Raw genomic sequence first — 23,438 nt, 5'->3', positions numbered from 1 at the left:
GGATCATCTTAGCTTCATAGAGCGGAACGTAGCGCTGTCCGTCGGCCTGCGCCCAATTCGTGCCGTCGCGCTGCCAGCCGTCATCCCGCAACTGTTCGGCGGTGCGGAACAGGCCGCTGTCGTTCGACATGTGGAACATGGCCATGAACGACAAACCCACGGGTTGCCCGATGCCCCCTTTGCTTCCTCGATCAGCACTGGCACGCGATTATAGATGGCGGCGGTCAGTTCTGCATCGCGGCGAGAGCGAAAGACAGGCGCGGTCTTGGTGTTGGGGTTGATGGCCGCGATCTGTGCGGGCGACAGGGTGAAGCAGCGGCGGCTGTCCTCCAACTGGGTGGGGTCTGTCAGGAAAAATGCGAATTCCGCTTCGGCCACGCCGCTGCCCAGTGTTAGCAGGGCGAATTTGAAGCTGCGATGGACACCGGGGAACAGCGGCTGGCTATTCTCAAAATCAACCAGCCCAGCCAGCCGCTGGCTCGATACCAGATGTCCAAAGAATGGCGCGGTGGTGGCATCGGTGGCGATACCAGTGGGCACAATAATGCCTGCACCACCGCTGGCATTTGCGAGATTCAGGAAATGCTCGGCGAACAGGGCGTAGGTGTTCACATCTCCGCGCCCGGTCCACGGATAGCGCCGCGCCTTGGATACCTTAGCCAGCGCAATCTTGGTCGGGTCTTCATCCTTGGGAGAGCTGAAGAAAACTGATGACGCCTCCGCCGTGCGCTTGGCCGCTTCGAAAGCGGCATGAAGCTGGCGGCGCGGCATGTCCGGTGATCCATCCGCCAGCACGGCGGTGGGCAGCGCCTTGATCAATTTCGTGCGTGCCGCAGCATTGGGTGCATTGGCAATATCGGCATCGCGGCTGGCGAAGAACTCCTGCTCCTGCAGCTTGATCCGCTCCCAAGGCGGATTGCCGAGCACTACATCGAACCCGCCCTTGCCGATCATCACCTCGGGGAAGGCCAGTGGCCAGTGAAAGGCACGGGCATCACCCGCCGCATCGACTGCGGCGGCTTCCAACGGGCCGTAAATCTGCCCGCCGCCGAGCCTTTGACGCAGGTGCGAGGTAGTCGGCACCGTCACGCTGTTCGCGTTGGCCGGTGCGCCGCCCGTCTTGGGCAGAAGGAAGGCGGCGATATAGAGATCGCAGGCCACCTTGGTGGCGTAGCGTTTTGGGTCAGCCTCCCACGCGGCGAAGCGACGGCGCTTTTCCGCAACCTGGGCAACCGTATCTTCCGGCAGATGGCGCAGATCGTCCATCGTCGCAGCGAGTTTGGCCGGGGGCAGCCCGGTGCCGCCGCCCGCGCTGAAATCGAAAGCGGCCTGGCCCTTCTTCTCGTCCTTGTTGCGCTTGGCGTAGTACTTGGCGGTGTCCTTGTCGTCGCCGGTCAGCGGCTTGTAGGCATCATCCGGAATGCCTTCTTCCAGCGCCTGCAGATCGAACACGCCCAGCAGGCTGTCTCCGCACTGGATGTTGGCATCGAGGAATCCGAGCGGCTTGCCCGGTTCCACCGATTCAATCCACAGCGCCACCTTGGCCAGTTCGATCGCCATCGGGTTGCGATCCACCCCGTGGATGCAGCCGCGCACAACATCGCGCATCGCTGCGTTATAATCGGGCGCATCGGGGTTGCGGATCTGCGCCACCCGCGTCGCCATGCGCCGCGCCGCGCCCAGCAGGAAGTGGCCCGATCCGCAGGCAGGGTCGATCACGTTCAGTTCAAGGATGGCATCCGCGCCGCCCTCTGCTTCGGCCCGGTCCAGCACCGGATCGAGAGCGCTGTCGAGCAGGCACTGCACCAGACTGTCCGGCGTGTAATAGCTGCCTGATACCTTACGCGCATTGCCGCGTGCTTCCGCACCGCCTGCGAAGCCGAAGGTGCGCCCGCCATCCTCGCGCACGGGCACGAGTTCGAGCAGGCCTTCATAAACGCTGCCCAGTTCCTCGGTCGCCATATCGCGCCAGTTGATCCGAACCCGGCGGCCATCCTCGATCAGCCAGCCCAGCTTGAACGCGGCTGCAAGCATTCCCCGATTGGGGATTTGCGCGGCATCTAGATCAGGCGTGAGGGCCCGGTCGAACAGGCCGCCAAGCGCGGGCAAGCCCAGCAGCTTTTCCCCACGCTCCAGCGCGCGGAACACCACCTTCACGCCTTCCCAGGCATCATGGTGATGATCGTGCGCGTTGCGGCGCGTCGACCGGTCTCGCAGCCAGGCAAAACCATAGTTGTTGCTGTAAAGATCGCGCACGGCCTTGGGCGTCGCGGGTGGATGCAGCAGATCGCGATCCTCGGCCACGCCCAGGAAGATCAGCCGGTAAACCACGCGCAGCATCTGTTCGAACAGATGCGGCATGGTCAGATCATTGGTATCGAGCCGTTCCCGGATGGTGGGGTTAGCATCAAGGATGCCCTGGCCCAGTGCCATCAGCGCATCCTCGACGTTGACCCGCAGCCGCTCTCGAGCAGAGGTGCCGGCCCGCATCCCAGCCTCGCGCCAGCGCTCCAGCGCGCAATCGCTGGCGCCTGCGCCTTCCGCACCGAAACGGCTGGCGTGGATCAGCAGCCACAGGGCCGCAAAATCAGCGAACATCTCATCGCGGAAGATCGCGCCAAGGTCTGCCTCGATCCAGGCCGGACGGGTCAGGCTGGCATTGTCGCGCATCAGCCGTACCCGGTCGCCTGCAAAGACGAGGCCCCAATAGAAGTCCGGGTTGGCATTGAGCCATTCTTGCAACAGCACGGTAGGCGAACGGCGTGCAATGCGACCGCTTGCTCCATCTCCGAACTCCGGCAATGCCCGGGCGAACCCATCGCCTGCCTTGCCCTTTTCTGCTGGTGCTGGCGGTGCGACGACTACCGGGACGCGCCCACCCTTAGCTTCCCATGCGATGGTGTAGCGCCGATCTTCGCGGGTATGATGATGCGGCCCAGTGAGCTCGAAGCCGAACGCTTGTTCCAGCAGGCTCCGCGCAAAATCAGCGGTCTGCTGCATGGTGGGCTGATCTAGCCGGGTATAGGCCTGCCAATGGGCCTGACCGATGCGGAAATAGCGCGTAATCTCATCGCGCAGGCCGGTGCCCTTCGGACAACCATAGTCGGCCGCCATCTTTTGATCGGGCGCAGCGGAGGCAATCGCCTGCACTTGGGCGGGGGCGATCAGCCCACCTTCAATTGTGATCGCGGCAAAGCCGATGTCGGCAGCGCGCTTTATGGCACGGGACATCAGTTCACCTCCGGCAGCAGGACATAAAGGCCGATGATATCGGCTGGCAGAACGGGACTGACCTTGACGGTGGCACCGCCGCCAGCGGCCTCGGTCAGGCGGAGGTGATCGAACGAAAGTGCTTCACCGCGCTGATGAGCGAACGCCTCAAGAGCGGGCGTGTAGGAAGCCAAGCGGTCGCGGGCAGCGTCGATCTGCCGGATGCGTGCACTTTCATCGATATTGCTTGAAGCTTCGGCTTCAAGCAGGGCCAGCGCGTCTTCAGCGCTCAGCGATACGTCCTGGCCAAGCCCTGAGAAGGCCAGCCCGGTGGCTTCTTCCGCTAGCAGGAGACGGTTCATACGGCCGCTGGTCACCAGCTTGTAGCGCAGGCGCAGCAGCAGCAGCGTTGTCATCTGGCTCACCGCACGGGTCCGCCAGACGCCAGCGCGACCGAGGGCGCGCCCTTCTGCAGCTTCTGGGTCTAGTGCGCCCTCAGCCAAAGTCTCGGCCAAGACGGCTACTACCGGGTGGACGCGGCCAACATGGGTTACACCGGGAGACGGGTCGTCTTCAAAGCTGACCCGCTTCGTGCCATGCAAACCTCGCTGCCCCAACCGCTCACGCATCATCTCGGGCAGGAAGTCGAGGTGAAGCAGCGAATGGCCGAGCAGAGGTTCCAATGGGGCTTGGAGGCGCTTTAGGGCCCGCTCCGTGAAGCGGGCTACTTCCTTGGGGCCACCATTAAGCGCCCGCATCTTGCGCCACTCGGGGAGAACTTCGTCAGGCTTCAATGATCCCTGGGCATAGCGGGCGCGGCTTGCCTTTGCCCCCTCAGCCGTATCGCGCCATTGCCGCTCGAACAGGTCGGCACCAGGGCCGAAGTCAAACGTCATCTGGCTTTTTGCGCTGCCGCCACGGTGCAGCAAGACCGCCTGCATCAGAGCTGAGGTCACGCTTTCCTGGTCTTCCGGCATCGGAACGCTGACGCCCGTCGCCTTCTGGATTTCTTCGGCCTTTCGCAGGATCACGTTGAGCACAGCCCCGTCGATTGGGCTGTTTTCGCCATACATCATGAGCGAGCGGACAACGGGCGCCTGTTGTCCGAAACGGTCGACGCGGCCCTCGCGCTGTTGATGCCGGGTCGGGTTCCAGCTCAGGTCGTAGTGGACGACCGTGTCGAACAGGCTCTGGAGGTTGATACCTTCCGACAAGCAGTCGGTCGCAACGAGGATCCGGTTTTCGAAGGGCTCAAGCGCATCGACCCGGCTGCGTCGTTCATCAGGCGGAAGAGTACCCGTGACCACGGCTATGGCTGCCTTCGGGAAGATGGCTCGCAGGGTTTCTCCCAGTGCCTCAGCCGTAGCTATGAAACGGCAGAAGATGACAGGCTTGGCGCCCTCCTTCAGAATGGGACGCAACTCCGCAACGAGCTTCTTGACCTTGGGGTCCTCATCCCGCCGGGCGTCGAGGGATTGGGCCAGTTCGATGAGGCTGCTAAGTGCTGCTGCCTCCTCCTGGTCTTCAATGGCAGTGGCGGGCTCCACGTCGCTCTCATTGAGAACGCCATCTTCGGCATCGAACACGACCGGTTCGATCGCTTCTTCCTCTGCCATGCCACCAAGGCGGTTTCGAAGAGCACTGACCGCTGCGGCAGGGGACGAGCCCACACAGCGCATGAGTGCAAGCGTCCCCCAGAAGGCGAGACGGCGATGCCTCTGATCTGATCCTGCACGCTCAGTAACGTTCAGGCAGTAATCGAGGACTGCCTCCTGGAAGGTGGCAAAATCACCTGCGAGCGTGAATGGCGATTCCTTGGTCTCATGCCGGGCAAAGGCACGTTTCTCGTCCCAGCCATCCTGGATGTCAGGGCGACGGCGCTGGATGAAGTGCTGAGCCAACCGGCGGGCATAGCGCTCACGGGCATTGGCATCCCCTGATTCCGGGCCGCCGGCCAGATCTGGATGGACCAGACCCAGCAGGCGGTCATAAGCCACAATGTCGCCGCTGTGCGGCGTCGCAGTCAGAAGGAGCATGTGTCGGTCGGCGTCTGCAGACAGTGTTTGCAGAAGATCGAAGCGCTGGTGCTTCCCCCTCTCATTACCGACACACGCATGCGCTTCATCGACAATGACGAATTGCGGGCACGCCCGTGCAAACTCATCACGCCTACTGTCTGCCTTGATATAGTCGAGGCTGACGACGGTGTACGGGTAAGCCTCGAACAGACTTTGCGAGGTAGGCAAGCCCCGCTCGAGCCCGCGAGCCCGTGCTGCCGTGACGGCTACGGCATCAATATCAAACTTCTCGGCAAGTTCGCTGACCCATTGATCAACGAGATGCGGCGGGCACAGGACGGTGAACCTGTCTGTAAGGCCGCGATCCAGCCACTCGCGAAGGATCATGCCTGCTTCGATGGTCTTGCCGATACCAACATCGTCAGCAATCAACAGCCGTGCAACGGATTGCTTAAGCGCCATCATCAGTGGGACAAGCTGATAGGCACGGGGTTCGACGCCCAAGTGAGCAGCGCTTCGGAATGGTCCAGCGCCGCGACGAAGCGAGAGGCGAAGGGCATCGGCCAACAAACGGCCCCCGTCCTGCGTGTCGAGACGGTCGGCAGTGGGGGCCGCGAAGCTGGCAGCGCTGACAGGTGTTGCCTCAAGGGCGGGCGCAATCAGCTGCGCATCATCGTCGGTTCCCGACAGTGGCCGGATATTGAGCAGTTCCTCGGAGGGCGATGGCAGAACAATCCATTCACGCCCGCGAGCACGGACCATGTCACCAGGAGAAAATACGACCGCGTTCATCGGGAAACTCCAAGTGCAATAAGTAGTTCGGCTGGCGCGTGCTCAGCCGGACGATCAGGCAGATCGATTACGTCGAGGATACCGAGAGCAGCGGCCTCGTTGACGAGTCCAGGTGATGCCCCGCCGGGCACAGCGAGTACCCCCTTGGCTGGCCAGAACAGGGGCAGTTGTATCCCCGCCATGCTGAGTCCTGACGGGTTAGGAAGCCCCCACTGCCGAACAGCCTCACCCCAAGGGTCGCCTGCACTGGCGGTTTCGGCCTCGCTTTCGTTAGCGGTTGTAAGCTCGCAAAGCAGGCTGATCACGTTGTCGTTTCGGCGGTCGATCAGTTCATGATCGGGCTGATTAAAATAGGACAAGATGCAGCGATAGCAGCCAGCGACGCAGGCATCTTCAGTCTCAATCATGTCACCAGGCTCGAATGGCTCCTTGAAGTGCATTAGCTTGAGGCTCTCGCGCGCCACTTCGGCAACCTTGGCTGGATCGGCAACCAGTCGGTTGAGAACGCCCGCGCCACCTTCAGTCGCTTCATAAAGCAGAATGGTGTGACGAATGTCCCGGGTCGGCAGAGGTTCGCCAAGGATTTCTCCCTCTTCGAGTTCGAAGACCAGCTGGATGCCGCGGATAAACGCATGCTGGAAGGTCGCCATCTCCTCGGTGCTCAATGAGACCTTGGGCTGCAGCAGGAGGGCATTTTTATGGTCTTCGACCATCGGCACGATTCGCTGCGGCTTTGCCTGGGTAGGATCTCCCATGCCATCGTCATCATCGCCGTTTTCTGGATCTTTGAGCCATCGCCCTGAGTTAGGGTCTATGAAGAAGCCGCAGATGGATTTCGACTTTCGCCGCCTGAGCCCCTTGTTGATCCGGGAGAGCTTGGTGGCTGCACCATAGTCGAGCCTGAGCAGCTCCGTGTCGTCGGCGCATAGGGTCGTCGATCGAATGTCTGGCGAGCCGTTGTGGACGGGCCACTGGAACACGGTCTGGATCTCAAAACCGCGCCGCTGACGATCCTCGTCATTCGCAGTGATCCGCTCTGAGGGCGCAGTTTCGACATTGTCGATACGGAAAACTGTGTCGAGGCGCTCGGCACCGCCCAAAGGCGCGGCACAGGCGTGGCAACGTTCTTGGAGTTCATCGGTGTGAGCAGCCCCACATTCAGGGCAAAGGATAAGCGTCGTGGTTGATAGCTGCCCATTGTCCAACCGCCCCTGTGCGGGCAGCTTGGCCTTGGTCACACGGAAAGCTCGCCCTTCATGATAAATCATGCTGTTGGGGCCGAACTCAGCAATGGCTAGGAAACGAGGCCTCTGCAAGATGGCGCTCTTCGAAGCCGGAATGAACGCGTAAAGTGGGAGCCTCGGGAAGTTGTAGCCCGGCAGGAAACCTTCAGTAGCGAGATATCTGTAGATATAAAAATCCGACCCACTGGAAGCTTTACCGTGCTCTAATATCTCCAGTTCGCGAGAGGCATTCCAATAACGCGAGGCTGCGGCCTTTCGTTCACCGAACGGCAGCCCGGGCTTACTCTGAATTGAGTGTGCTAACTCCTGTTCTTCCCGAGCACTGTTATGGAGGTGACGCCAACGATCGAATGCTTGGTTGAACGCGAAAAAGGCATCTCGGTCAGCATCTTCAACGAACGCATCAACATCGGAGAGCCAAGGGGCATCCCGCAATGTTACTGCCGGTAGCATTGATTCAATCAATTTGCGCATGATTGGCTTTGCTGCGCCTGACTTTGCCAACTGCTTGAGGCCCTCGGCAATCTCAGGGGCGATCGGCATATTCTCGCCGCTCATGTCGAGATTTTCCGGGATGGCAGAATTGAGAGACACAGAAGCCGCAGCCAACCACTCAGCGTGTAAATGGCTCTTCAACAGATCCTGGTTGGCTAAATCCAAGGCTGGAGGGCGCACCGCGCCTGCCACCAAAGCGGGTTGATCCGCAAAATAATACTGATCGTGCGGCGATTGAGCCGCACAATAGACGACTACCAGCGCAGCCTGACCGCTACGCCCTGCACGTCCTGAGCGCTGTGCGTAGTTAGCCGGAGTTGGCGGTACATTGCGAAGGTAGACCGCATTGAGGGCGCTGATGTCCACGCCCAGTTCCATGGTTGGGGAGCAGAACACTGCAGGGAGAAAGCTGTCCGGTTCGTTTTGCTCGCGCATTTGATCAAGGTTTCCCTTGATCCTGTCCTGATCCGCCTGTTCGAAGCGGAAACGATCTTCGCGCCACGCACGCACGTCCTGATCGACCTGTGCAGTGTGTTCACGAGCCTCGAAACTGTAAGGAAGGTTGCCTTCATGGGCGAGCATGTCAGCAACCTGTTCGTACAGTTCGCGGAAAAACAGGTTCTGGCGCTTTCCGTCACGACGCTCTTTAGCTGGCAGCAAACGGATCGCCGTGGGGGCCATACGCCATGCAGGCGCGTCGTAGCCTACGTCTACCCGCCGAACGAACTGGTGCGCCTCAGCTGCTTTCAGCAGGGTCTCAATCAGCTCATCATATTCTTTGGATGGGACTTGTTGATTGTCCCAAAGCGCGGCTTGTCGAAGGGCTTTCCCGAGCTTGCTCTGCCGGCCGGCCCTCAGAATTAGGACAGCCTCGGTTGCCCTGACCTTATTGTTACGAGGCGGATTGATCATCAGGAAGCCGCACTCACGAAGGGTGTTCTCTTCCTCGCGATCTATCGCCCATGGAAGTCGGAGCCTGTTGCGCGACACTTCCGCTGCCTGTCGAACTTTACCTCGATCAAGAGCATCCGTTGCAACTGCCAGCCCTTGGCGCATGTTATCGAACAGAATTTCGTATAGCTTGCGCCGCTGCTCCGGAGACGCTTTAGCAAGGCGCTCGTTGCCCAAAAATTCTTCTTCGTCTTGCACCAGATCATCCAGCCCAGGGAAGCTGGCGGCGACTAACCCGACCTCTTCAAGGTTTGGATTAGTGTAACGCCAGCCTCGCCGCAGGTCGGCCCAGAGGCGGTGGGCCAGAATGTCAGAGAGGATCTCCTGGGCTTCCTGCCTGTTCTGATATCCTTTGGCGTTCGGATCGAGCATCCATTCACCGAGCCGGCCCTTCTCTTCGAGGTCGAAACCTAGTGCCTGCCTTACAGCCTCACCAAACTTGTCTGGCTTTAGCCCTTGGGGGCCTGCAGTTCTAACGGCTCGTAGAATCGCTCCTCGCAGCAGAGTGACGAAGATGAAGTCGTTGAAGTGGCCAGCTTGTAATGCGGCGTCCTGGCGATTGTCGGTGAAGCCGAGAAGCTTACGGGTGTGAGGATCAAGCGTGCCGTCACGCTCCATCCAAGCTAGGATTGTCGACACAATCAGGGTGGTCGCTGAACTTCGCCCTTCAGCGGACAGACCTGCCAGCTTATTGATCTCGCGCGCGCCGGATGCCGGCTGATGACCGCATTCAGGGCAAAAGCGATACTTGCCAGCAAAGAACCATGCGGGGATCCCGTCATCCCCAAAACTGCCATCGGGGCGCACCCTCATCAGGCGTCCTTCGTGTTTACCCCGATGCGACGGCTTCAGGCGCTCTTGGCCGTTTGCTGCGACCTCTACCCAATCATCAGGATAGTCGCTGACTTCGCCTGAGAAACGGAAGTCTTCATTTACCGCGGGGACCAGATAGCCGGTTTCGGTTCCATCGGGTTCAGCCTCATCGCGTGCTGGTTCATCAATTGGCCGGGCAATCACTCTTTGTGCGCCATCAGCAAAAGTGACGGATACGCTATGATGCTCTTGCCCGCACTCACGGCAAAAGAAGAGAGGGTAAAGACGAGCTTTCTCATCCTCGGGATGATACTTCTGGCCCTCGAGGCTTACCCTCCGTTTTCCGGCTGGCTCGAGTGTCGCGTAGGCCTGACCAGCACCAGAAATGAATCGATGCAGCTTGAAAGCAAGAAAAGCCCGTGACGATGTGCCGCCGCGCTGATCTTCCCGCTTACCCATCATGGCCAGCATCTCGGCAATAGCCCGAGTGCAATCAGCCTGCGCTAGACCTGTTTGTTCAGCTAGCTTCGCTGCGGCGTCAGGAAGCGTCATAGGTCTACGTCGACGGAGTTTTTCGCCGTCTTCGAGACCGATCTGCGTTTCAATCCAGCAGGCAAGAGGATGAACTCGCAGTTCCGTATCTGACAACTTCGGCGCTAGCGGCTGCAAGACTGCCCGACGCAAAGGCTCGCCAAGTGTCTCCGCTTTGATCTCATGGGAGGTGGCCCGGTCGAGCGTTTCATCAATGATGCCGCCCGAAGAGATTGGCTGACCAAAAAGCTTCGTCGCGACCTCTGCCACCGCTGCGGCGCGCTCCAGCTCATCTGGCGAGCTGGACATGGTTGCTGACGTTCCGATGCAGATCAGATCCTTGGACGGCGTCAAACGCTGCTTGACACGTCTTACCAACATGGCGACGTCAGCGCCTTGGCGCCCTCGATATGTGTGCAGCTCGTCTAGCACCAGAAAGTCGAGGCCCTGAGCGTTTTCGATCACCGCGCGATCGAGCTTTTCCTGCCTTGTCATCAGGAGCTCGAGCATCATGAAGTTCGTCAGCAGGATGTCCGGCTTGTCGTGGGAGATCTGCTGTCGCTCAGTGGGTGTCTCTTGACCCGTGTAGCGGGCAACCGTCGGGCGCAAGTGCTCAGGGATGTCGGCCTCAGCGATAAATTTTCTAATTTCCCCGAGCTGCGAGTTTGCCAGAGCATTCATCGGGTAAATGATGATTGCCCGAGTGCGGGGAGCTTCACCCGACTTCTTTGCTCGGATGATGGCATCCACGATCGGAACGAAGAAGCAAAGTGACTTGCCTGATCCAGTGCCGGTTGTGACCACGAAGCTCTCGCGATTTCTCGCCTTGGCAACGGCACGCTCCTGATGCCGGTGAAGGCGGATCGGCGTTCGCTCTGCACCTACCGCAAAAACTGATGCCAGCTCCGGAGTGACATCACCTGATGCAGCAAGCTCCTCTATCGACTTTCCAGGCAAGAACCGCGGGTTGATTGTGATCAGTGGAGCTGGCCAGAACTTTCCTTGCTCATAAACGTCACGGATCTGGTGATCGATCTCCGGCGCACGGATCGAAGAGAATGAACGAGCGAACGAAGCGTAACGGTCAACAAGAGCCTTATCGAGGTCGAAGATGTTCATGCCGATGCCCCTGGAACGTCATTGGTATTTAGTAAAATGATCTGCTGATCCTGCGGCTTGCGGGCCGAAGGATCCGTGTCGAGGCCCAGCCGCTTCAGCGCATAGTAGAGCAGCGCTCTGCGGACCGGGATCGTCACACTCCCATTCTCCATCCCATAATCCAGCTCGATTACGCGCCTCTGGTTAGGGCTGAGATCAGGGTGAGGTCCAACCTCAAGCTCGACCACCTCCTCCCAAGCGGCATCTGACACTGCCTGCTTCTTGGCGGCTCTTGTTTGACGCGTCTCAAGGATGCGAGAGATTACGAAGTCGCGGTACTCATCGCTCTTCTCGCAGAAGGATCTGGCGTGCCATCTGAACCCATCGAATGCGAGGGCGTGCGGTGCAATCCAACGCCACTCTGGGTCCGTTGCTGACATGGATTGATAGAGGACTTCGATAGCCTCATGCCGCCTGATGGCGATGACAATCGATCGCAGCACAACCGGATCAATCCCGCGGACCGGCGCAGGCGTCGCGTCAAAGGCTGGCAGGTTTCCGATCCAGGCGTCCTCAGGAGTAATAACCCTCTCAGCAATCGAGCGGACCTGAGAGAGAAATTGAGTTGCGTCCGGCTTCAGAAACAGCGGTTTGAAAGCGGATGAGCGGACATAGGTCTTGCCGCTCTTATCGTAGACCATGTTGTCCGGGGCTAAGGCGATATAACGGTTGAGGTCGCCTGAGGCCTGGTTGGGCGACACTCCAAATTTGTCGATCAGATCGCTCCGGTTGACGTGGCCTTCCCAGAACAAGCGGAATTCGATGAACTGGAGCTTCTGCTCCACTCCCCATCGCAAACTTGGCTTGCTGTCGCCCACGGCCACCCCCGAATCACTTTTCGGAACCTTCCAAAAAGTTGACAGATTGGAGCCTAAGCCACTCCAGATCGATTGAGCAAGGAAAACTGGTCGGACTGGTCCGGGGCTCACGGGGCTTGTATTCGCCGCTTTCCACAGCCAATCATCGTCATGTTCACACGAGGGATTACAGAATGGGCTTCAGATTGCGGGGTGGTCGACCCAAAAATATGGGTCAAGGCATATACTGGGTCCAACGTCACCTCGCCGATTCTCGCGCAGCAGAGCGGCGTCGTGTTGCAGAGCAACGCAGAGTCGAAAAACAAAATGAGGCTGCCAGAAAGTTCAACGAAAAATGGCACCGCATCTCAAGCAATGTCACCGGGTATTTCACAAAATATGCCGATGTAGATGCAAAGGCTAGCGAAGCTAAACGCGACAAAATTGTCGAAAAGATTAACGAATACAACAATCTGAAAGACTTCATTCAAAATAACATTGAATCTGCGTCTATGGGTGATTTGTCTAAGCTAGCCACAGCCGGAAGGGCATGTGTACTTCTGTGCGCCAAGGCCCGCGGTCAAAAAGCTGCTTACGACGCAGGGAGTAAAATTTTGATGGTCGAGGGAGTGGCCTACGACTTTTCGTAATCAAAACTGTGGGCTCAGGTAGGTAAATCAGGAGGGGGTAACTCAATGTTGTTTGGTCTGTTTGATAGCAAAGCCAAGAGAGCCAAAAAACTTCGAGAGGCTGCGTCGAACGGGTCTTTCAGTGAAATCTCCACCCTAATCAAGCGGGGGGTCGACATCGATGAGCCCGATGGTGACAGCGGCGAAAATGCTCTCACGATCGCCATTATGGGCGGACATAATGATGCCGTCGAACTGTTGATATCAAGTGGCGCAAATGTAAATTTCGTCGCATCTCAGGGAAACACGCCATTATTGTCTGCCGCTTATCAGGGCGACAAGAATATTGCGCTGTGCCGTCGCCTGCTAGATGCAGGGGCAAGCGTCAATCTCAGTCCTTCCAGCGGTCAATATGCTGGGGTTACGGCACTATATCTGGCCGCATCAAAAGGCGCAGAAAAAGTTAGCAGGTTGCTCCTTGATGCAGGAGCGGACGTCTCTGTACGGCTGCCAGGCGGGCAATCACTCATGTATGCAGCCGCCATGGGCGGAAATCCCAATATCATCAAAGAATTCAAGGGTCGCGGCGTTGAGGCCAACGGCAAAGAAAATGGCGGGAGGCGGCCTATCCATATCGCCACTGCAGCTGACCAGCCCAAAGCAGTCCAGTGCCTTATCGAACTTGGTGTTCCCGTTGATCAGCTATCCGATGACAAGGAAACACCTCTGCTTGTAGCGGCCATGAACGACAACGTAGCCTCGGCCAAGGTGCTCATCGAAAACCGGGCTGACGTGTCATATGCAATCACACCTGCGGATGACAGGATCAGCCCGTTGCTTCTTGCTGTGACAAACGGCTTCGACAATCTGGCGAAGCTTCTGTTGGATGCGGGTGCAGATCCAGAGGCCCCTGTACGAGGGGATAAGACCATCTTGGACTATGCGAAAGCATCTAAGCGCAAGTCCACGATCAAGCTGCTTGAGGCACGTGTGGCGCCAACGAGCAGCCCCGCGAAGGCCAAAGCAAAGCCAAAGGAAACGACCAAGAAGCCCGAGACGGCTGCGGTCAGCTCGACGGGGTCGATTGCTGTTCCGAGCTTCACTGTCGAAGAGCCCGCGCCCAGCACGCCTAAAGTGGCGCCCGCAAAGACAGGCTCGCGAACCGGGAGTGCGTCAACAACGCTTGAGTTGGGTGTCTACTGTACCGACCTCAGGTATGATGAGGAAGATCATGGCGACAGCCTCCCCTCTGCATTCCAGAAGGCTCGTGCAGCGTGGATAAAATCTAAAAATGATCCGGAAAGTCCTCATTACGCCGAAGCCTGCCGGCTCCTGAGTAATTGGTTCGAATGTAGGTTCACCGGGGCACCGGACTTTGCACTTGAATTTAATGTCGATGCGAAAACCAACAAGGTGAGCCGAGGCAAAACTCGTGAGAAGGAGTATTTTCAGGCGGTCGAGTACGCATTTGATGGCGAGCCCAAATTGAAGCGTTTTGAGGTAGCAAGTGTAGATTTCAGAGAAGAAACTTCCAACGATGTGCTCGAGAAGGGACAGCCCATCCTCCAGTCACCTGAAGTCGGACTGGTGGCCATATATGAAACAAAAACAAAGGAATCCTTCAAAGGTGCCAAGGCGCTGAGTGAGTGGATTAAGGAAAATGACGAACTTGTTTCTCGCAGGTTCGAGTTTCGAATCAAGGAGGAGGCCATAACAACCGTTGAGGTTGATGAGGATGGGGATGAGTACACATCTTCCAGCGCTTCCTGGTCTGGTGGGGACCCCTGTTTTCTCGTGAATTTCGGCAACGAAGATGCCGAATTTTTGGCCAAAATTAAAAACAAGTTGGCTCAGTCAAAGGCCGATGTTTACCTGCTTGATTATAATGAATCTCCTCTAAAAAAGGCGATCATTCTCGCGGATCTATCGGAGTTGAGCGGCATCATTAAAAGCGGCGCCGATATCGTTTCGCCGATTGATGGGCTGACGCCAATCCAAACATGCCTCATGGCTATCTATCAGCACCAGAACTACTTTGACTATGATGATGCCCATGATGCCTTGGGAGCGCGCTTCAAAACCGCAGAAAAATATCGTGAAGCTTTGGTCACTGGGTTGAAGGAGCTCCTGAAGGCAGGGGCTGACGTGAATGTCAACGTTAAGGAAATGCCTGTTGTTGGCTTGATTGAGTTGCTCAATGATGCTGACCTCAGCGCCCTTTGCCGGGCTGGCATTAAGTCCTCAAAGACCATTGATGATGCCGTTCTTGTTTCACTGGCTGAACGTGCTGATATTGATGGCATCAAGGAATATGTCAGGCTTGGCGCCTCGGTCGATCCGAAGGACCGTTCGGCGCACACCCCTCTGATGTATGCTAGCCAAGGGCCTGGCGGTGAAGATGAGCCTCCGCTTACCGGTGAGGCGCTTGCTCGACACGAAAATGCGGTGAAACTGCTGCTGTCATTGGGAGCGAATGTGAATGCCAAAACAGATGAAGGGGACACTGCAATCGGAGACGCTGTGCGGCGAGGCAATGCCACGATCGTCCAACTGCTGCTTGATGCCGGTGCTAAAACTGCAGGGGCGCTTCCTGGCAAGCAGACTTTGTTGTCTTTGGCAAAGCGCAGGAATCACACCGATGTGATACGCGTTTTGGAACAAGCGGCGAAAACCACTAATCGCTAGAGTAACTTAACAGCCCGAGTGGTGAAACCGCTCGGGCTGCTTCTCATGACAACTGCTTGATAATAACCTTCAACACCTTTTGGGCCTTGGGATCTTCCTCTAGATTCAGAGTGTCCCGGGCAACCTGAAAAGCAGCTTTGCCATCGTCATTTTCCATCGTCTTATGAGCGCCAGCAGCGATCAAGGCTTTCACAATTTTCCCATGAGGCAGCGCTTCCTCAGGCTTAACGCCGATTTCCAAAAGGGATTCCATGACATGATCGCGTGCAAGTTCGCAGGCTGCGATCAACGGCGTTAAACCGAGACCGTCTGTGGTTCTTGCGTTCGGATCGGCGCCAGCAGACAAAAGCGCTTCTACGACGTCGATGCGACCACGGTATGCTGCGCTTATAAGTGGATTCCAGCCCTCTTTGTCTGCAGCCTCAATGTCGGCCCCTCTTGCAATGATCAGTTTGACCAAATCTGTCTGACCATGTTTCGAGAACATTTTCAGTGGCGTATTGCCATTGCCATCAGAGACCGAAACGTTTGCCCCACGCTCGATTAGAAGCTCCGCGACACGTGGGCTGTTTTCGAGTGCTGCGACGGTAAGGGGCGTTCCTGGCGTCCACCCCTTGAGTGAAACACTTGGAACATCAGGATCGACCTCTGCCCCCTCCTCAAGTAGGAGGTGCGCGCACTCAAGCGCATCGTTTTGAGCGGCGGTCATCAACGGCGTATGTCCGTTTGACAGTCGCTCATTCACCTTCGCTCCGGCTTTGATCAGTGCCTTGGCCACTTCTGAGGAATTCGCTTGCGCGGCAAGGTGGAGTGGCTTGAATTCCCATTCCAAGGGCTGGCCATCTAAGTCAGTTCCAACCTTTAGGACGCCCATCTCTGGGTCTGCTCCAGCGGCTAGCAGTAGTTCGGTTATGGCCAAATTTCCCCGCGAAACTGCCAAAGCCAGGGGAGAGGCACCGTTGGGCTCCCTCACATTTACGTGGGAACCATTTTTGACCAGAAACTGAGCTATGCCGCCTTCCTCTCCGCTAATGGCGCGGAAGAGGAGAGGCACACCGTCGAAGGTGTCGTTGGCGTTCTTGTCGGTTTCTTCCCATACAGCTCTGAAGTCTTCTTCTGGGCCTAGAAAGGCTAGCTGATGTATCTCTGGCAAGCTGTCGAGGTCTGTGTCAGCGATCGTGTTTTCGTCGCTGGGGTCCTCCTCTGTCGATTGTAACTCTTTGAGCTTCTCGAGAGACTGCAGGATTTCGGAAAGTTCGGCCTTTGCCTCATCGTCGATGTCGTCAGGAAGCGTCGCGATACTCTCTTTGAATTCGTCAAGGAGGCTCCCGAGTTCACTGTTTTGCTCGCCTTCGGTTGGCTCACCGGTGAGAATGGGCTTCGCCACCGAATTGTACCAATCGATGGTCTCCTCGAGATCGAGCCCCCATTCCACGGCCATTGTCTCGAGAGTGTGAAGCTCTCCGGGTGACAAACCATCCACTGCTGCGACTTCCAAGCAGACAATCAGCGCAACCTTGCGGAGGAACACGGACCTCAGTTTTTTCGCCGTCTTGCGCTCGAGTTTGGTTAGGTTCTCGACTGTCTTCACGTCCTGGCGTTGGGTTATCAGGTCGTGCAAATAAGGCGAAGGCGCTCCCCACAGACTGACCATCATGTGATGCTCAAAGGGGGTGTATGGGCTGAACATTTTCCGCGATGAGGCTATATCACCTGTCTCAGAAAAATGCTCGATGGCTTTCTGGGCCTTAATTATCCGCCTTACTACGCCGTAATACTCTTCAATTTTTAGGCTTTCAGGATCTGAAACCTCAGCGTCTCCCGCGCAAACGAGATATACGCACTCCATCACATTGTTGATTTGTTGCTCACGAGACATCGGATTTCCTAGCCATGCGCGCGTTCTGACGTTCCGGTTAGCTTGTTAGTCCTTGTGCTTCATGATCGATGGATACCGACAAGGCAACGCGGTCGCGAACGAACAGGGACTTCCCGGACAGCTTGAGGGTGAGCGACGCCAAAAACCTATCAATCTGTGATCCCACGCCAATGAAAGGTTGGAACAACTACCCCAGCCTAGCAGTCAGTCTTATAAAATCCAAAATGCCGCCGCTGAGCTCCCCATTCCGTCGGGAATGGGGCGGCTAGAACGGTCAGATCAATCCCGTCCCCTTGGCGCCCATCAAGGATCGCATTGATGATGTCGGGTGCAAGCAGTGTCATACGCATCACGCGTGTGAGGTAGCTCATTCCGATCTTCTCCCGCTCGGCGAGCTCGGTGATTGAGGCATATGAGCCCTCTTCGAGCATCCGCTTCCAGCGGAATGCCCGGGCCAGAGCCTTTAGCACGGTGTTGTCATGCCGCGGCCTGCTTTGCTCGTTTGCCGGAGGAAGAATCATTTCCTTGCGTCCGCCACGCTTCGTGAGCTTGAAGGGTACGAAGACGGAGACAATTTTCGGCTCCTGGGGCGTTTTCATGCCGCTTCCTTCATTGCAGGTGCACACAACTCTCGGGCTAGGGCACCAATGCCTTCAGTGCGAAGCCGGACATCAAGCCCTTCGCTGCCGACAATGACTTTATCGACGATGAGCTGAACAATTCGAGCCTGCTCCGCCGGAAACAGCTCATCCCACATCGGGTCCAGATCTCTCAGAGCCTGACGCGCTTGTGCTTCGGTCAAAGCCGGTGTGCTGCGCGTAGCCTTCTTCCATGCGCCAATGATGATTTCAGGTTGACGAAATGCTGCCCGCAGTTGTTCGACAACGGCGGCTTCAACCTCTGCAGCTGGGACCCTGCCAACCTCACAAGCTCCTGCGCCGTTACGGAGCAATGTCTGGCTCACATAGTAGCGGTAGAGCTTCCCGTTCTTCAGCGTGTGCGTGGGAGAAAATGCCGCGCCATCCTGTCCCCAGATTAGCCCCTTCAGCATGGCAGGAGTGTTGGCGCGTGTGCGGCCGCCACGAACCCGAGGGCTCTCTTTCAGGATAGAATGAACGGCATCCCAAAGCTCGGTGCTGATGATTGCCTCGTGCTCGCCGGGGTACCGGGTTCCCTTGTGGACTACGTCGCCGATGTAGATCCGGTTGTTGAGCACACGATAAAGGAAACCCTTGGTGATGCGCTTGCCGTTTCGGGTCGTGATCCCTCGCTCGGCGAGCTCACGCAGCAAATGCGTGCCCGAACCGATTTCCCGGAACCGCTCGAAAATGTATTGGATTTTGGCCGCGCCAGACTTGTTGATGACAAGCTTGCGAGCCTTCACGTCATAACCCAGCGGCGGTACACCGCCCATGTACATGCCCTTTGCGCGGCTAGCCCGGAATTTGTCGCGGATCCGCTCTGCCGTCACCTCGCGCTCAAATTGAGCGAAGGACAGAAGCACATTCAGCGTCAGCCGCCCCATACTGGTGGTCGTGTTGAACGACTGGGTCACCGACACAAAGCTGACCTCGGCTGCATCGAAGGCTTCGACCAGCTTGGCAAAGTCGAGCAGCGAGCGGGTCAGCCGGTCAACCTTGTAGACTACGATGATATCGATCGTTCCCGACCTTACGTCGTCAAGAAGACGTTGAAGGGCAGGGCGCTCTAGCGACCCGCCCGATAGCCCGCCGTCATCATAGTGTTCGGGCAAGAGCTTCCAGCCCTCGCTTGCCTGGCTGAGCACATAGGCGGCACACGACTCGCGCTGGGCGTCGAGCGAGTTGAAATCCTGTTCCAGACCCTCCTCGCTCGACTTGCGGGTGTAGATCGCACAGCGCACGGTCCTCATGCCGCTGCTTTCGTCTTGAGGCCGAAGAAGGCAGGACCTGACCAGCGTGTGCCCGTGATTGCGCGGGCAACCGCGCTCAAGGATTTCCATTCCTTGCCGTTCCAGCGAATGACTCCGTCCTCATCGATCGACACCGTCTGGAGGACACCATGCCATTCTCGCGAAAGCCGCATTCCGGCTTGCACTTGGCCAGTACGGGTCTTGCCGCGCGCGATCTGCTCCAGCTTCTGCAAGGTCTGGCGCGAATGACCGCCGTGGATTGCAGCCTGCAGTTCCCAGGCAATGGCGAGGCGAAGAAGTGCGGCACTCACTTTCGGCAGGGGCTTGTCTGCCACCATTGGCCATCGTTCGCGCAGCTGCGCCAGAGACATTTTCGCCAGCGCAGCCAGTTCGGCATCGAGATCGGCGGGTCGCATCACGCGGCCTCCGTGATGCGATAGCAGGTTGCATCATCGCGCTTCGTTTTCTCGATCGTGTGTCCCTTCTTTTTGAGGCCAGTCAGGGCGGCGCGCGCAGAGTGCGATTGCAAGCTTGTCGCCGCGACGATCTCGTCCAGCGTTGCGCCTTGCTTGCGCAAGAGCAGGTCGATGACGGCCGCGATCTTGGTCGACTTTGCTGCGCCAGTTGTATCGGCGGCGGGGGTCTTCTTGTTTGCCATGGGTGGTTCTCCTTTTTTCGGAGCGGCGACATGCCGCCCCTACCACCCAGAGCCCCATATCGCCTCGGGCGAGGGGGCGGCGGCCAGCTAAGGACCGCGTTTCAGTGGGAACATCAATGCTTGCCGAGCCGAGGAAGTCGAGCGGAATCGCGGTTGATGCCGCAGGAAAAGCGACAGTACTCGATAAAACTTGGTTGGGTGCCAATCACTAGTTGGCTGCCGGACCGCCAACCGTATCGAGGCGGCGTTGGTTCGGGAGGATCTGACTTGGCAATCCAGGGCACTGGTCTTTGAGGCACTGTCAGAGCAAACGCACCTGATGGACGGGTGACGTTGGAGGGTAGTGCACTGGGATGCGCATTCGATGCGCAGGCGGGCATAGTCGGTCAACCGATCACATACCGAGCCAATGGCAGGTAATACACTATTATTCTGGTCGGAGCATCCAACGCGCCCACGCTCTACGGCGGAATTGCGTCGCAGTTCGGCTGGAAATACCGCGCGCAGCAAAGACGTGTGCTGACGTTTGTTCTGGACAGACAGGCAAGCTTGCCCGCGCGCAGGCAGACAAAAGATCAGCAATCCGGATTGCAGCGCGCCGACCCAAACCCGGAGCTGTTTGACACAGGCATGGGAGTCTACAACGCGAAGTGCTTTGGATGCCACGGCGCGGGCGTGGTCGCGGCGGTCTCTGCGCAAGATTTGAGGTCGTCCCAAGCCGTCGCATCTCCCGAGGCTTTCCGACAAATCTTGCTCGAAGGCATATTGGAGGATAATGGGATGCCGCGCTGCGGCACTACATCGAAGCGAAGCGCTAGCCGCTGTTCAATAGACGGCAGCAGGGTTCTTTGGGTGCGGTGCGCCGAGCTTCTCCCGAAAACTTTGCCGTTCTTCGCCGCGATCCAGAATCCCAAGCTCTTTCGCAATCTCCGCGCCGTAATACGTGCCGCCAGACAGCTCATCGCAATTGTCCGAGCGGGCAATCGCATCGAAAATATGCGCACTGAATTCGGGGTTCTCTGCGGAATCCCACAGCTGCTGAAACTGGTCTGAAAGCACAGCGACACGCGCCGCGCGCTCGGTCTTCTGCAATCCTAGCCAGAGCGACACCGCGACGACGCCCGTTCCGCGCAGGTCATGCTCCATGTCGTGTGCTAGCTTGTCGACACCGGCCTTCTGCGCGCCATAGGCAGGTCCGTGCATGTAGCAGGACCCGCCCGGCGATGAGGTGAAGCCAATGAGGCCAGACCCTTGCGCGACCATGATCTGCGCCGCGTGCCAGCTCGCGACATAGGCCGACCGCAGGCCCACATCGAGAATCTTCTGCGCATCGAGGCCCTTCTCCCAAAATGGCTTGGGTTGAAACAATTGCGCGTGCATGTAGGAGGCATTGTTGATCAGCATGTCGAGCCTTCCGGCTTCGGACCGGATCCGCGCAAATAGCGCTGCGACCTGACTGTCGTCGGCATGATCGCAGGCAATGGCTACGCCTTCGCCACCCGCCTTGGTCACAGCTTGGGAGGTTTCGACGACGGTGCCGGAGAGCGAGGACCCGTCGAACGCGACGCCTTGGCTGACCTTGTCGGAGCGGCCAGTGACAAAGACCTTGTAGCCCAATTCGCCCAGACCCTTGGCGATCCCGGCTCCGACACCCCTACTGGCTCCGGTGACTAGGGCGACGCGAAGCGCACTCATGCCTCGCGCTCGCGCACCATGTCGAGCGCGACATCGACGATCATATCTTCTTGTCCACCGACCATCTTGCGCCTGCCAAGCTCGACAAGGATGTCGCGCGAGTCGATCCCGTATGTCTCGCTCGCCTTCTCCGCGTGGCGCAGGAAGCTCGAATAGACCCCCGCATAGCCAAGGCTGAGCGTTTCGCGATCAACGCGGACCGGGCGATCCTGCAAGGGCCGAACGAGTTCTTCGGCTGCGTCCATCAGGGCCATGACGTCGCAGCCATGGTGCCAGCCCTTGCGGTCGGCTGCGGCGATGAACACCTCAAGCGGCGCATTGCCTGCGCCCGCTCCCATTCCGGCGAGGCTAGCATCGATCCGCAGCGCGCCTTCCTGTGCCGCGACGATCGAATTGGCGACCCCAAGCGAGAGATTGTGGTGCGCGTGGATGCCGCGCTGGGTCTCGGGCTTCAGCACGCGCTCGTATGCAGCGAGGCGTTCGCGCACCCCGTCCATGTCGAGCGCGCCTCCGCTATCGGTGACATAGACGCACTGCGCGCCATAGCTTTCCATCAGTGCAGCCTGACCCGCGAGCATCTCCGCATCGATCATGTGGCTCATCATCAGAAAGCCCGAGACGTCCATACCGAGATCGCGCGCGATACCAATGTGCTGCTGCGACACGTCGGCTTCGGTGCAGTGGGTCGCGACCCTGACCGAGCGCACGCCCAGATCATAGGCACGCCGCAGTTCCTCGGCGGTGCCGACGCCGGGCAGGATCAACGTGGTGAGCGTGGCGCTGGTCAGCACCTCGGCAACCGCTTCGAGCCATTCCCAGTCGGTATGCGCGCCAAAGCCGTAGTTGAAGCTCATCCCGTTGAGCCCGTCGCCATGCGCGACCTCAATCGCATCGACACCGGCCCGGTCGAGCGCTGCGGCGATCTCGCGGACATGATCGATCCCATACATGTGGCGAATGGCGTGCATGCCGTCGCGCAGCGTTACATCCTGAATATAGAGCTTGTCGCCTGCTTCGACGTCGAATTTCGTAGGTCCCATGCTCGCCTCCTATCCTGCACGCGCCATGCGCCGCTCGGCGATCAACTCGCCAGTGGCCTTGGCTGCGGCGGTCATGATGTCGAGATTGCCAGCGTATTCCGGCAGGTAGTCCCCGGCGCCTGCGACTTCGAGGAAGATGCTGGTCTTGATCCCGGTGAACTCGCCGAGACCAGGGATTTTCAGGCGATTGTTGTCACCGAAATGTTCGAACTGCACCGCCTGCTTGAGGCGATAGCCAGGGACATATTTCTGCACCTCGGCGACCATATCCTCGACCGATTGCCGGATAGCGTCCTCGTCCGCGCCTTCGGAGAGGGTGAACACGGTATCGCGCATGATCATCGGCGGATCGGCGGGGTTGAGGATAATGATCGCCTTACCCTTGGCCGCGCCGCCGACCGCCTCGATCGCGTTCGCCGTCGTGCGGGTAAACTCGTCGATATTCGCGCGCGTGCCGGGGCCGGCCGACCGCGACGACACCGACGCGACGATTTCGGCATAGTGGACCTTGGACACACGACTGACGGCGGCGACCATAGGGACCGTCGCCTGTCCGCCACAGGTCACCATATTGACGTTGTGTGCCTCGACATTGGCGTTGAGGTTGACGGGGGGCACGGTGAAGGGGCCGATAGCAGCCGGAGTCAAATCAACGACCTGAATGCCGTCGGCGCGCAGCACCGCATCATGTTCACGGTGCGCATAGGCGCTGGTCGCGTCGAAGGCGATCGCGAGTTCGGGATAGCAAGGGAGGGCGCGCAGCCCCTCAATCCCTTCATGCGTGGTCGCGATGCCGTGATCCCGCGCCATCGCCAACCCCTCGGATGCCGGATCGATCCCGACCACCGCGGCCAGTTCCAGATTGTTGGGATTTTTGATCATCTTCATCATCAGGTCGGTTCCGATATTGCCCGATCCGATGATCGCCGCTTTGAGCTTTTGCATGGGGCCT

14 protein-coding genes and 1 pseudogene are annotated in these 23,438 nt (G+C 58.4%); 3 read left to right on the top strand and 12 right to left on the bottom strand.

Translation table 11 applies throughout. The features are described 5' to 3' along the window. Positions 1 to 3: 3 nt before the first annotated feature. From L1K66_RS15015 to L1K66_RS15000, 4 genes are read right to left on the bottom strand one after another with little or no spacing between them, the layout of a single operon-like run. Positions 4 to 3,231 carry an Eco57I restriction-modification methylase domain-containing protein gene (locus tag L1K66_RS15015; RefSeq protein ID WP_252258601.1) on the bottom strand — a complete coding sequence of 1,076 codons (3,228 nt, stop codon included), beginning with the start codon at positions 3,229 to 3,231 and terminating at the stop codon, positions 4 to 6. Further along, a complete protein-coding gene (locus L1K66_RS15010; RefSeq protein ID WP_252258600.1) occupies positions 3,231 to 6,020 on the bottom strand; it encodes a DEAD/DEAH box helicase in 2,790 nt (929 codons plus the stop codon). Before L1K66_RS15010 ends, L1K66_RS15015 begins: the two co-directional genes overlap by 1 nt. Continuing rightward, the gene (locus L1K66_RS15005) at positions 6,017 to 11,173 is read right to left on the bottom strand and encodes a DEAD/DEAH box helicase (RefSeq protein ID WP_252258599.1); all 5,157 of its coding nucleotides are present in this window, start codon (positions 11,171 to 11,173) and stop codon (positions 6,017 to 6,019) included. The genes L1K66_RS15010 and L1K66_RS15005 overlap by 4 nt, the downstream gene beginning before the upstream one ends. Then, on the bottom strand, positions 11,170 to 12,030 hold the full coding sequence (locus L1K66_RS15000; protein ID WP_252258598.1) for a WYL domain-containing protein: 861 nt from the start codon (positions 12,028 to 12,030) through the stop codon (positions 11,170 to 11,172). Before L1K66_RS15000 ends, L1K66_RS15005 begins: the two co-directional genes overlap by 4 nt. A 173-nt stretch (positions 12,031 to 12,203) precedes the next feature. On the opposite strand from L1K66_RS15000, the gene L1K66_RS14995 reads away from it, so the two are divergent. Beyond that, positions 12,204 to 12,659: a prefoldin domain-containing protein gene (locus L1K66_RS14995; protein WP_252258597.1), complete on the top strand. Its 456-nt coding sequence runs from the start codon at positions 12,204 to 12,206 to the stop codon at positions 12,657 to 12,659. A 45-nt stretch (positions 12,660 to 12,704) separates the two neighbouring features. After that, positions 12,705 to 15,323 (top strand): ankyrin repeat domain-containing protein, encoded by a 2,619-nt coding sequence (locus L1K66_RS14990; RefSeq protein ID WP_252258596.1) that lies wholly within the window; start codon positions 12,705 to 12,707, stop codon positions 15,321 to 15,323. Positions 15,324 to 15,366: 43 nt separating this feature from the next. Here the strand turns inward: L1K66_RS14990 and L1K66_RS14985 are convergent, their stop codons facing one another. The 5 genes from L1K66_RS14985 to L1K66_RS14965 form a co-directional block, all read right to left on the bottom strand. Next, positions 15,367 to 17,202 carry an ankyrin repeat domain-containing protein gene (locus L1K66_RS14985; RefSeq protein WP_252258595.1) on the bottom strand — a complete coding sequence of 612 codons (1,836 nt, stop codon included), beginning with the start codon at positions 17,200 to 17,202 and terminating at the stop codon, positions 15,367 to 15,369. A 197-nt stretch (positions 17,203 to 17,399) separates the two neighbouring features. Continuing rightward, positions 17,400 to 17,801, bottom strand: coding sequence for a hypothetical protein (locus L1K66_RS14980; protein WP_252258594.1), 402 nt, complete (start codon positions 17,799 to 17,801; stop codon positions 17,400 to 17,402). After that, positions 17,798 to 19,093, bottom strand: coding sequence for a recombinase family protein (locus L1K66_RS14975; protein WP_252258593.1), 1,296 nt, complete (start codon positions 19,091 to 19,093; stop codon positions 17,798 to 17,800). The genes L1K66_RS14980 and L1K66_RS14975 overlap by 4 nt, the downstream gene beginning before the upstream one ends. Continuing rightward, positions 19,090 to 19,509, bottom strand: a complete 420-nt coding sequence (locus L1K66_RS14970; protein WP_252260527.1) for a DUF2924 domain-containing protein — start codon at positions 19,507 to 19,509, stop codon at positions 19,090 to 19,092. Before L1K66_RS14970 ends, L1K66_RS14975 begins: the two co-directional genes overlap by 4 nt. Next, a complete protein-coding gene (locus L1K66_RS14965; RefSeq protein WP_252258592.1) occupies positions 19,509 to 19,751 on the bottom strand; it encodes a DUF3489 domain-containing protein in 243 nt (80 codons plus the stop codon). Before L1K66_RS14965 ends, L1K66_RS14970 begins: the two co-directional genes overlap by 1 nt. Positions 19,752 to 20,381: 630 nt before the next feature. On the opposite strand from L1K66_RS14965, the pseudogene L1K66_RS16560 reads away from it, so the two are divergent. Beyond that, a pseudogene (locus L1K66_RS16560) lies at positions 20,382 to 20,537 on the top strand (c-type cytochrome); the annotation flags it as partial. A 39-nt stretch (positions 20,538 to 20,576) separates the two neighbouring features. Here the strand turns inward: L1K66_RS16560 and L1K66_RS14960 are convergent. The 3 genes from L1K66_RS14960 to L1K66_RS14950 are packed head-to-tail and all read right to left on the bottom strand — an operon-like array spanning position 20,577 to position 23,431. After that, positions 20,577 to 21,446, bottom strand: coding sequence for an SDR family NAD(P)-dependent oxidoreductase (locus tag L1K66_RS14960; RefSeq protein WP_252258591.1), 870 nt, complete (start codon positions 21,444 to 21,446; stop codon positions 20,577 to 20,579). After that, complete coding sequence (dmpG, locus tag L1K66_RS14955) at positions 21,443 to 22,486, bottom strand: 4-hydroxy-2-oxovalerate aldolase (RefSeq protein ID WP_252258590.1); 1,044 nt, start codon at positions 22,484 to 22,486, stop codon at positions 21,443 to 21,445. Before dmpG ends, L1K66_RS14960 begins: the two co-directional genes overlap by 4 nt. Before the next feature lie 9 nt (positions 22,487 to 22,495). Then, complete coding sequence (locus tag L1K66_RS14950) at positions 22,496 to 23,431, bottom strand: acetaldehyde dehydrogenase (acetylating) (protein WP_252258589.1); 936 nt, start codon at positions 23,429 to 23,431, stop codon at positions 22,496 to 22,498. Positions 23,432 to 23,438 lie beyond the last annotated feature (7 nt).

Origin of the sequence: Erythrobacter aurantius, assembly GCF_023823125.1 — a bacterium.
GTDB lineage: Bacteria > Pseudomonadota > Alphaproteobacteria > Sphingomonadales > Sphingomonadaceae > Erythrobacter > Erythrobacter aurantius.
The sequence above is the reverse complement of the archived record's forward strand: the minus strand, read 5'-3'. Positions and strand labels throughout refer to the sequence as shown.

Excerpts from the sequence above, each read along its gene's own strand:
- L1K66_RS14985 (WP_252258595.1), bottom strand. The coding sequence starts at position 17,202 with ATGTCTCGTGAGCAACAAATCAACAATGTGATGGAGTGCGTATATCTC.
- L1K66_RS14980 (WP_252258594.1), bottom strand. The coding sequence starts at position 17,801 with ATGAAAACGCCCCAGGAGCCGAAAATTGTCTCCGTCTTCGTACCCTTC.
- L1K66_RS15015 (WP_252258601.1), bottom strand. The coding sequence starts at position 3,231 with ATGTCCCGTGCCATAAAGCGCGCTGCCGACATCGGCTTTGCCGCGATC.
- L1K66_RS14975 (WP_252258593.1), bottom strand. The coding sequence starts at position 19,093 with ATGAGGACCGTGCGCTGTGCGATCTACACCCGCAAGTCGAGCGAGGAG.
- L1K66_RS14960 (WP_252258591.1), bottom strand. The coding sequence starts at position 21,446 with ATGAGTGCGCTTCGCGTCGCCCTAGTCACCGGAGCCAGTAGGGGTGTC.
- L1K66_RS14990 (WP_252258596.1), top strand. The coding sequence starts at position 12,705 with ATGTTGTTTGGTCTGTTTGATAGCAAAGCCAAGAGAGCCAAAAAACTT.
- L1K66_RS14950 (WP_252258589.1), bottom strand. The coding sequence starts at position 23,431 with ATGCAAAAGCTCAAAGCGGCGATCATCGGATCGGGCAATATCGGAACC.
- L1K66_RS14995 (WP_252258597.1), top strand. The coding sequence starts at position 12,204 with ATGGGCTTCAGATTGCGGGGTGGTCGACCCAAAAATATGGGTCAAGGC.
- L1K66_RS14965 (WP_252258592.1), bottom strand. The coding sequence starts at position 19,751 with ATGGCAAACAAGAAGACCCCCGCCGCCGATACAACTGGCGCAGCAAAG.
- L1K66_RS14970 (WP_252260527.1), bottom strand. The coding sequence starts at position 19,509 with ATGCGACCCGCCGATCTCGATGCCGAACTGGCTGCGCTGGCGAAAATG.
- dmpG (WP_252258590.1), bottom strand. The coding sequence starts at position 22,486 with ATGGGACCTACGAAATTCGACGTCGAAGCAGGCGACAAGCTCTATATT.
- L1K66_RS15005 (WP_252258599.1), bottom strand. The coding sequence starts at position 11,173 with ATGAACATCTTCGACCTCGATAAGGCTCTTGTTGACCGTTACGCTTCG.
- L1K66_RS15010 (WP_252258600.1), bottom strand. The coding sequence starts at position 6,020 with ATGAACGCGGTCGTATTTTCTCCTGGTGACATGGTCCGTGCTCGCGGG.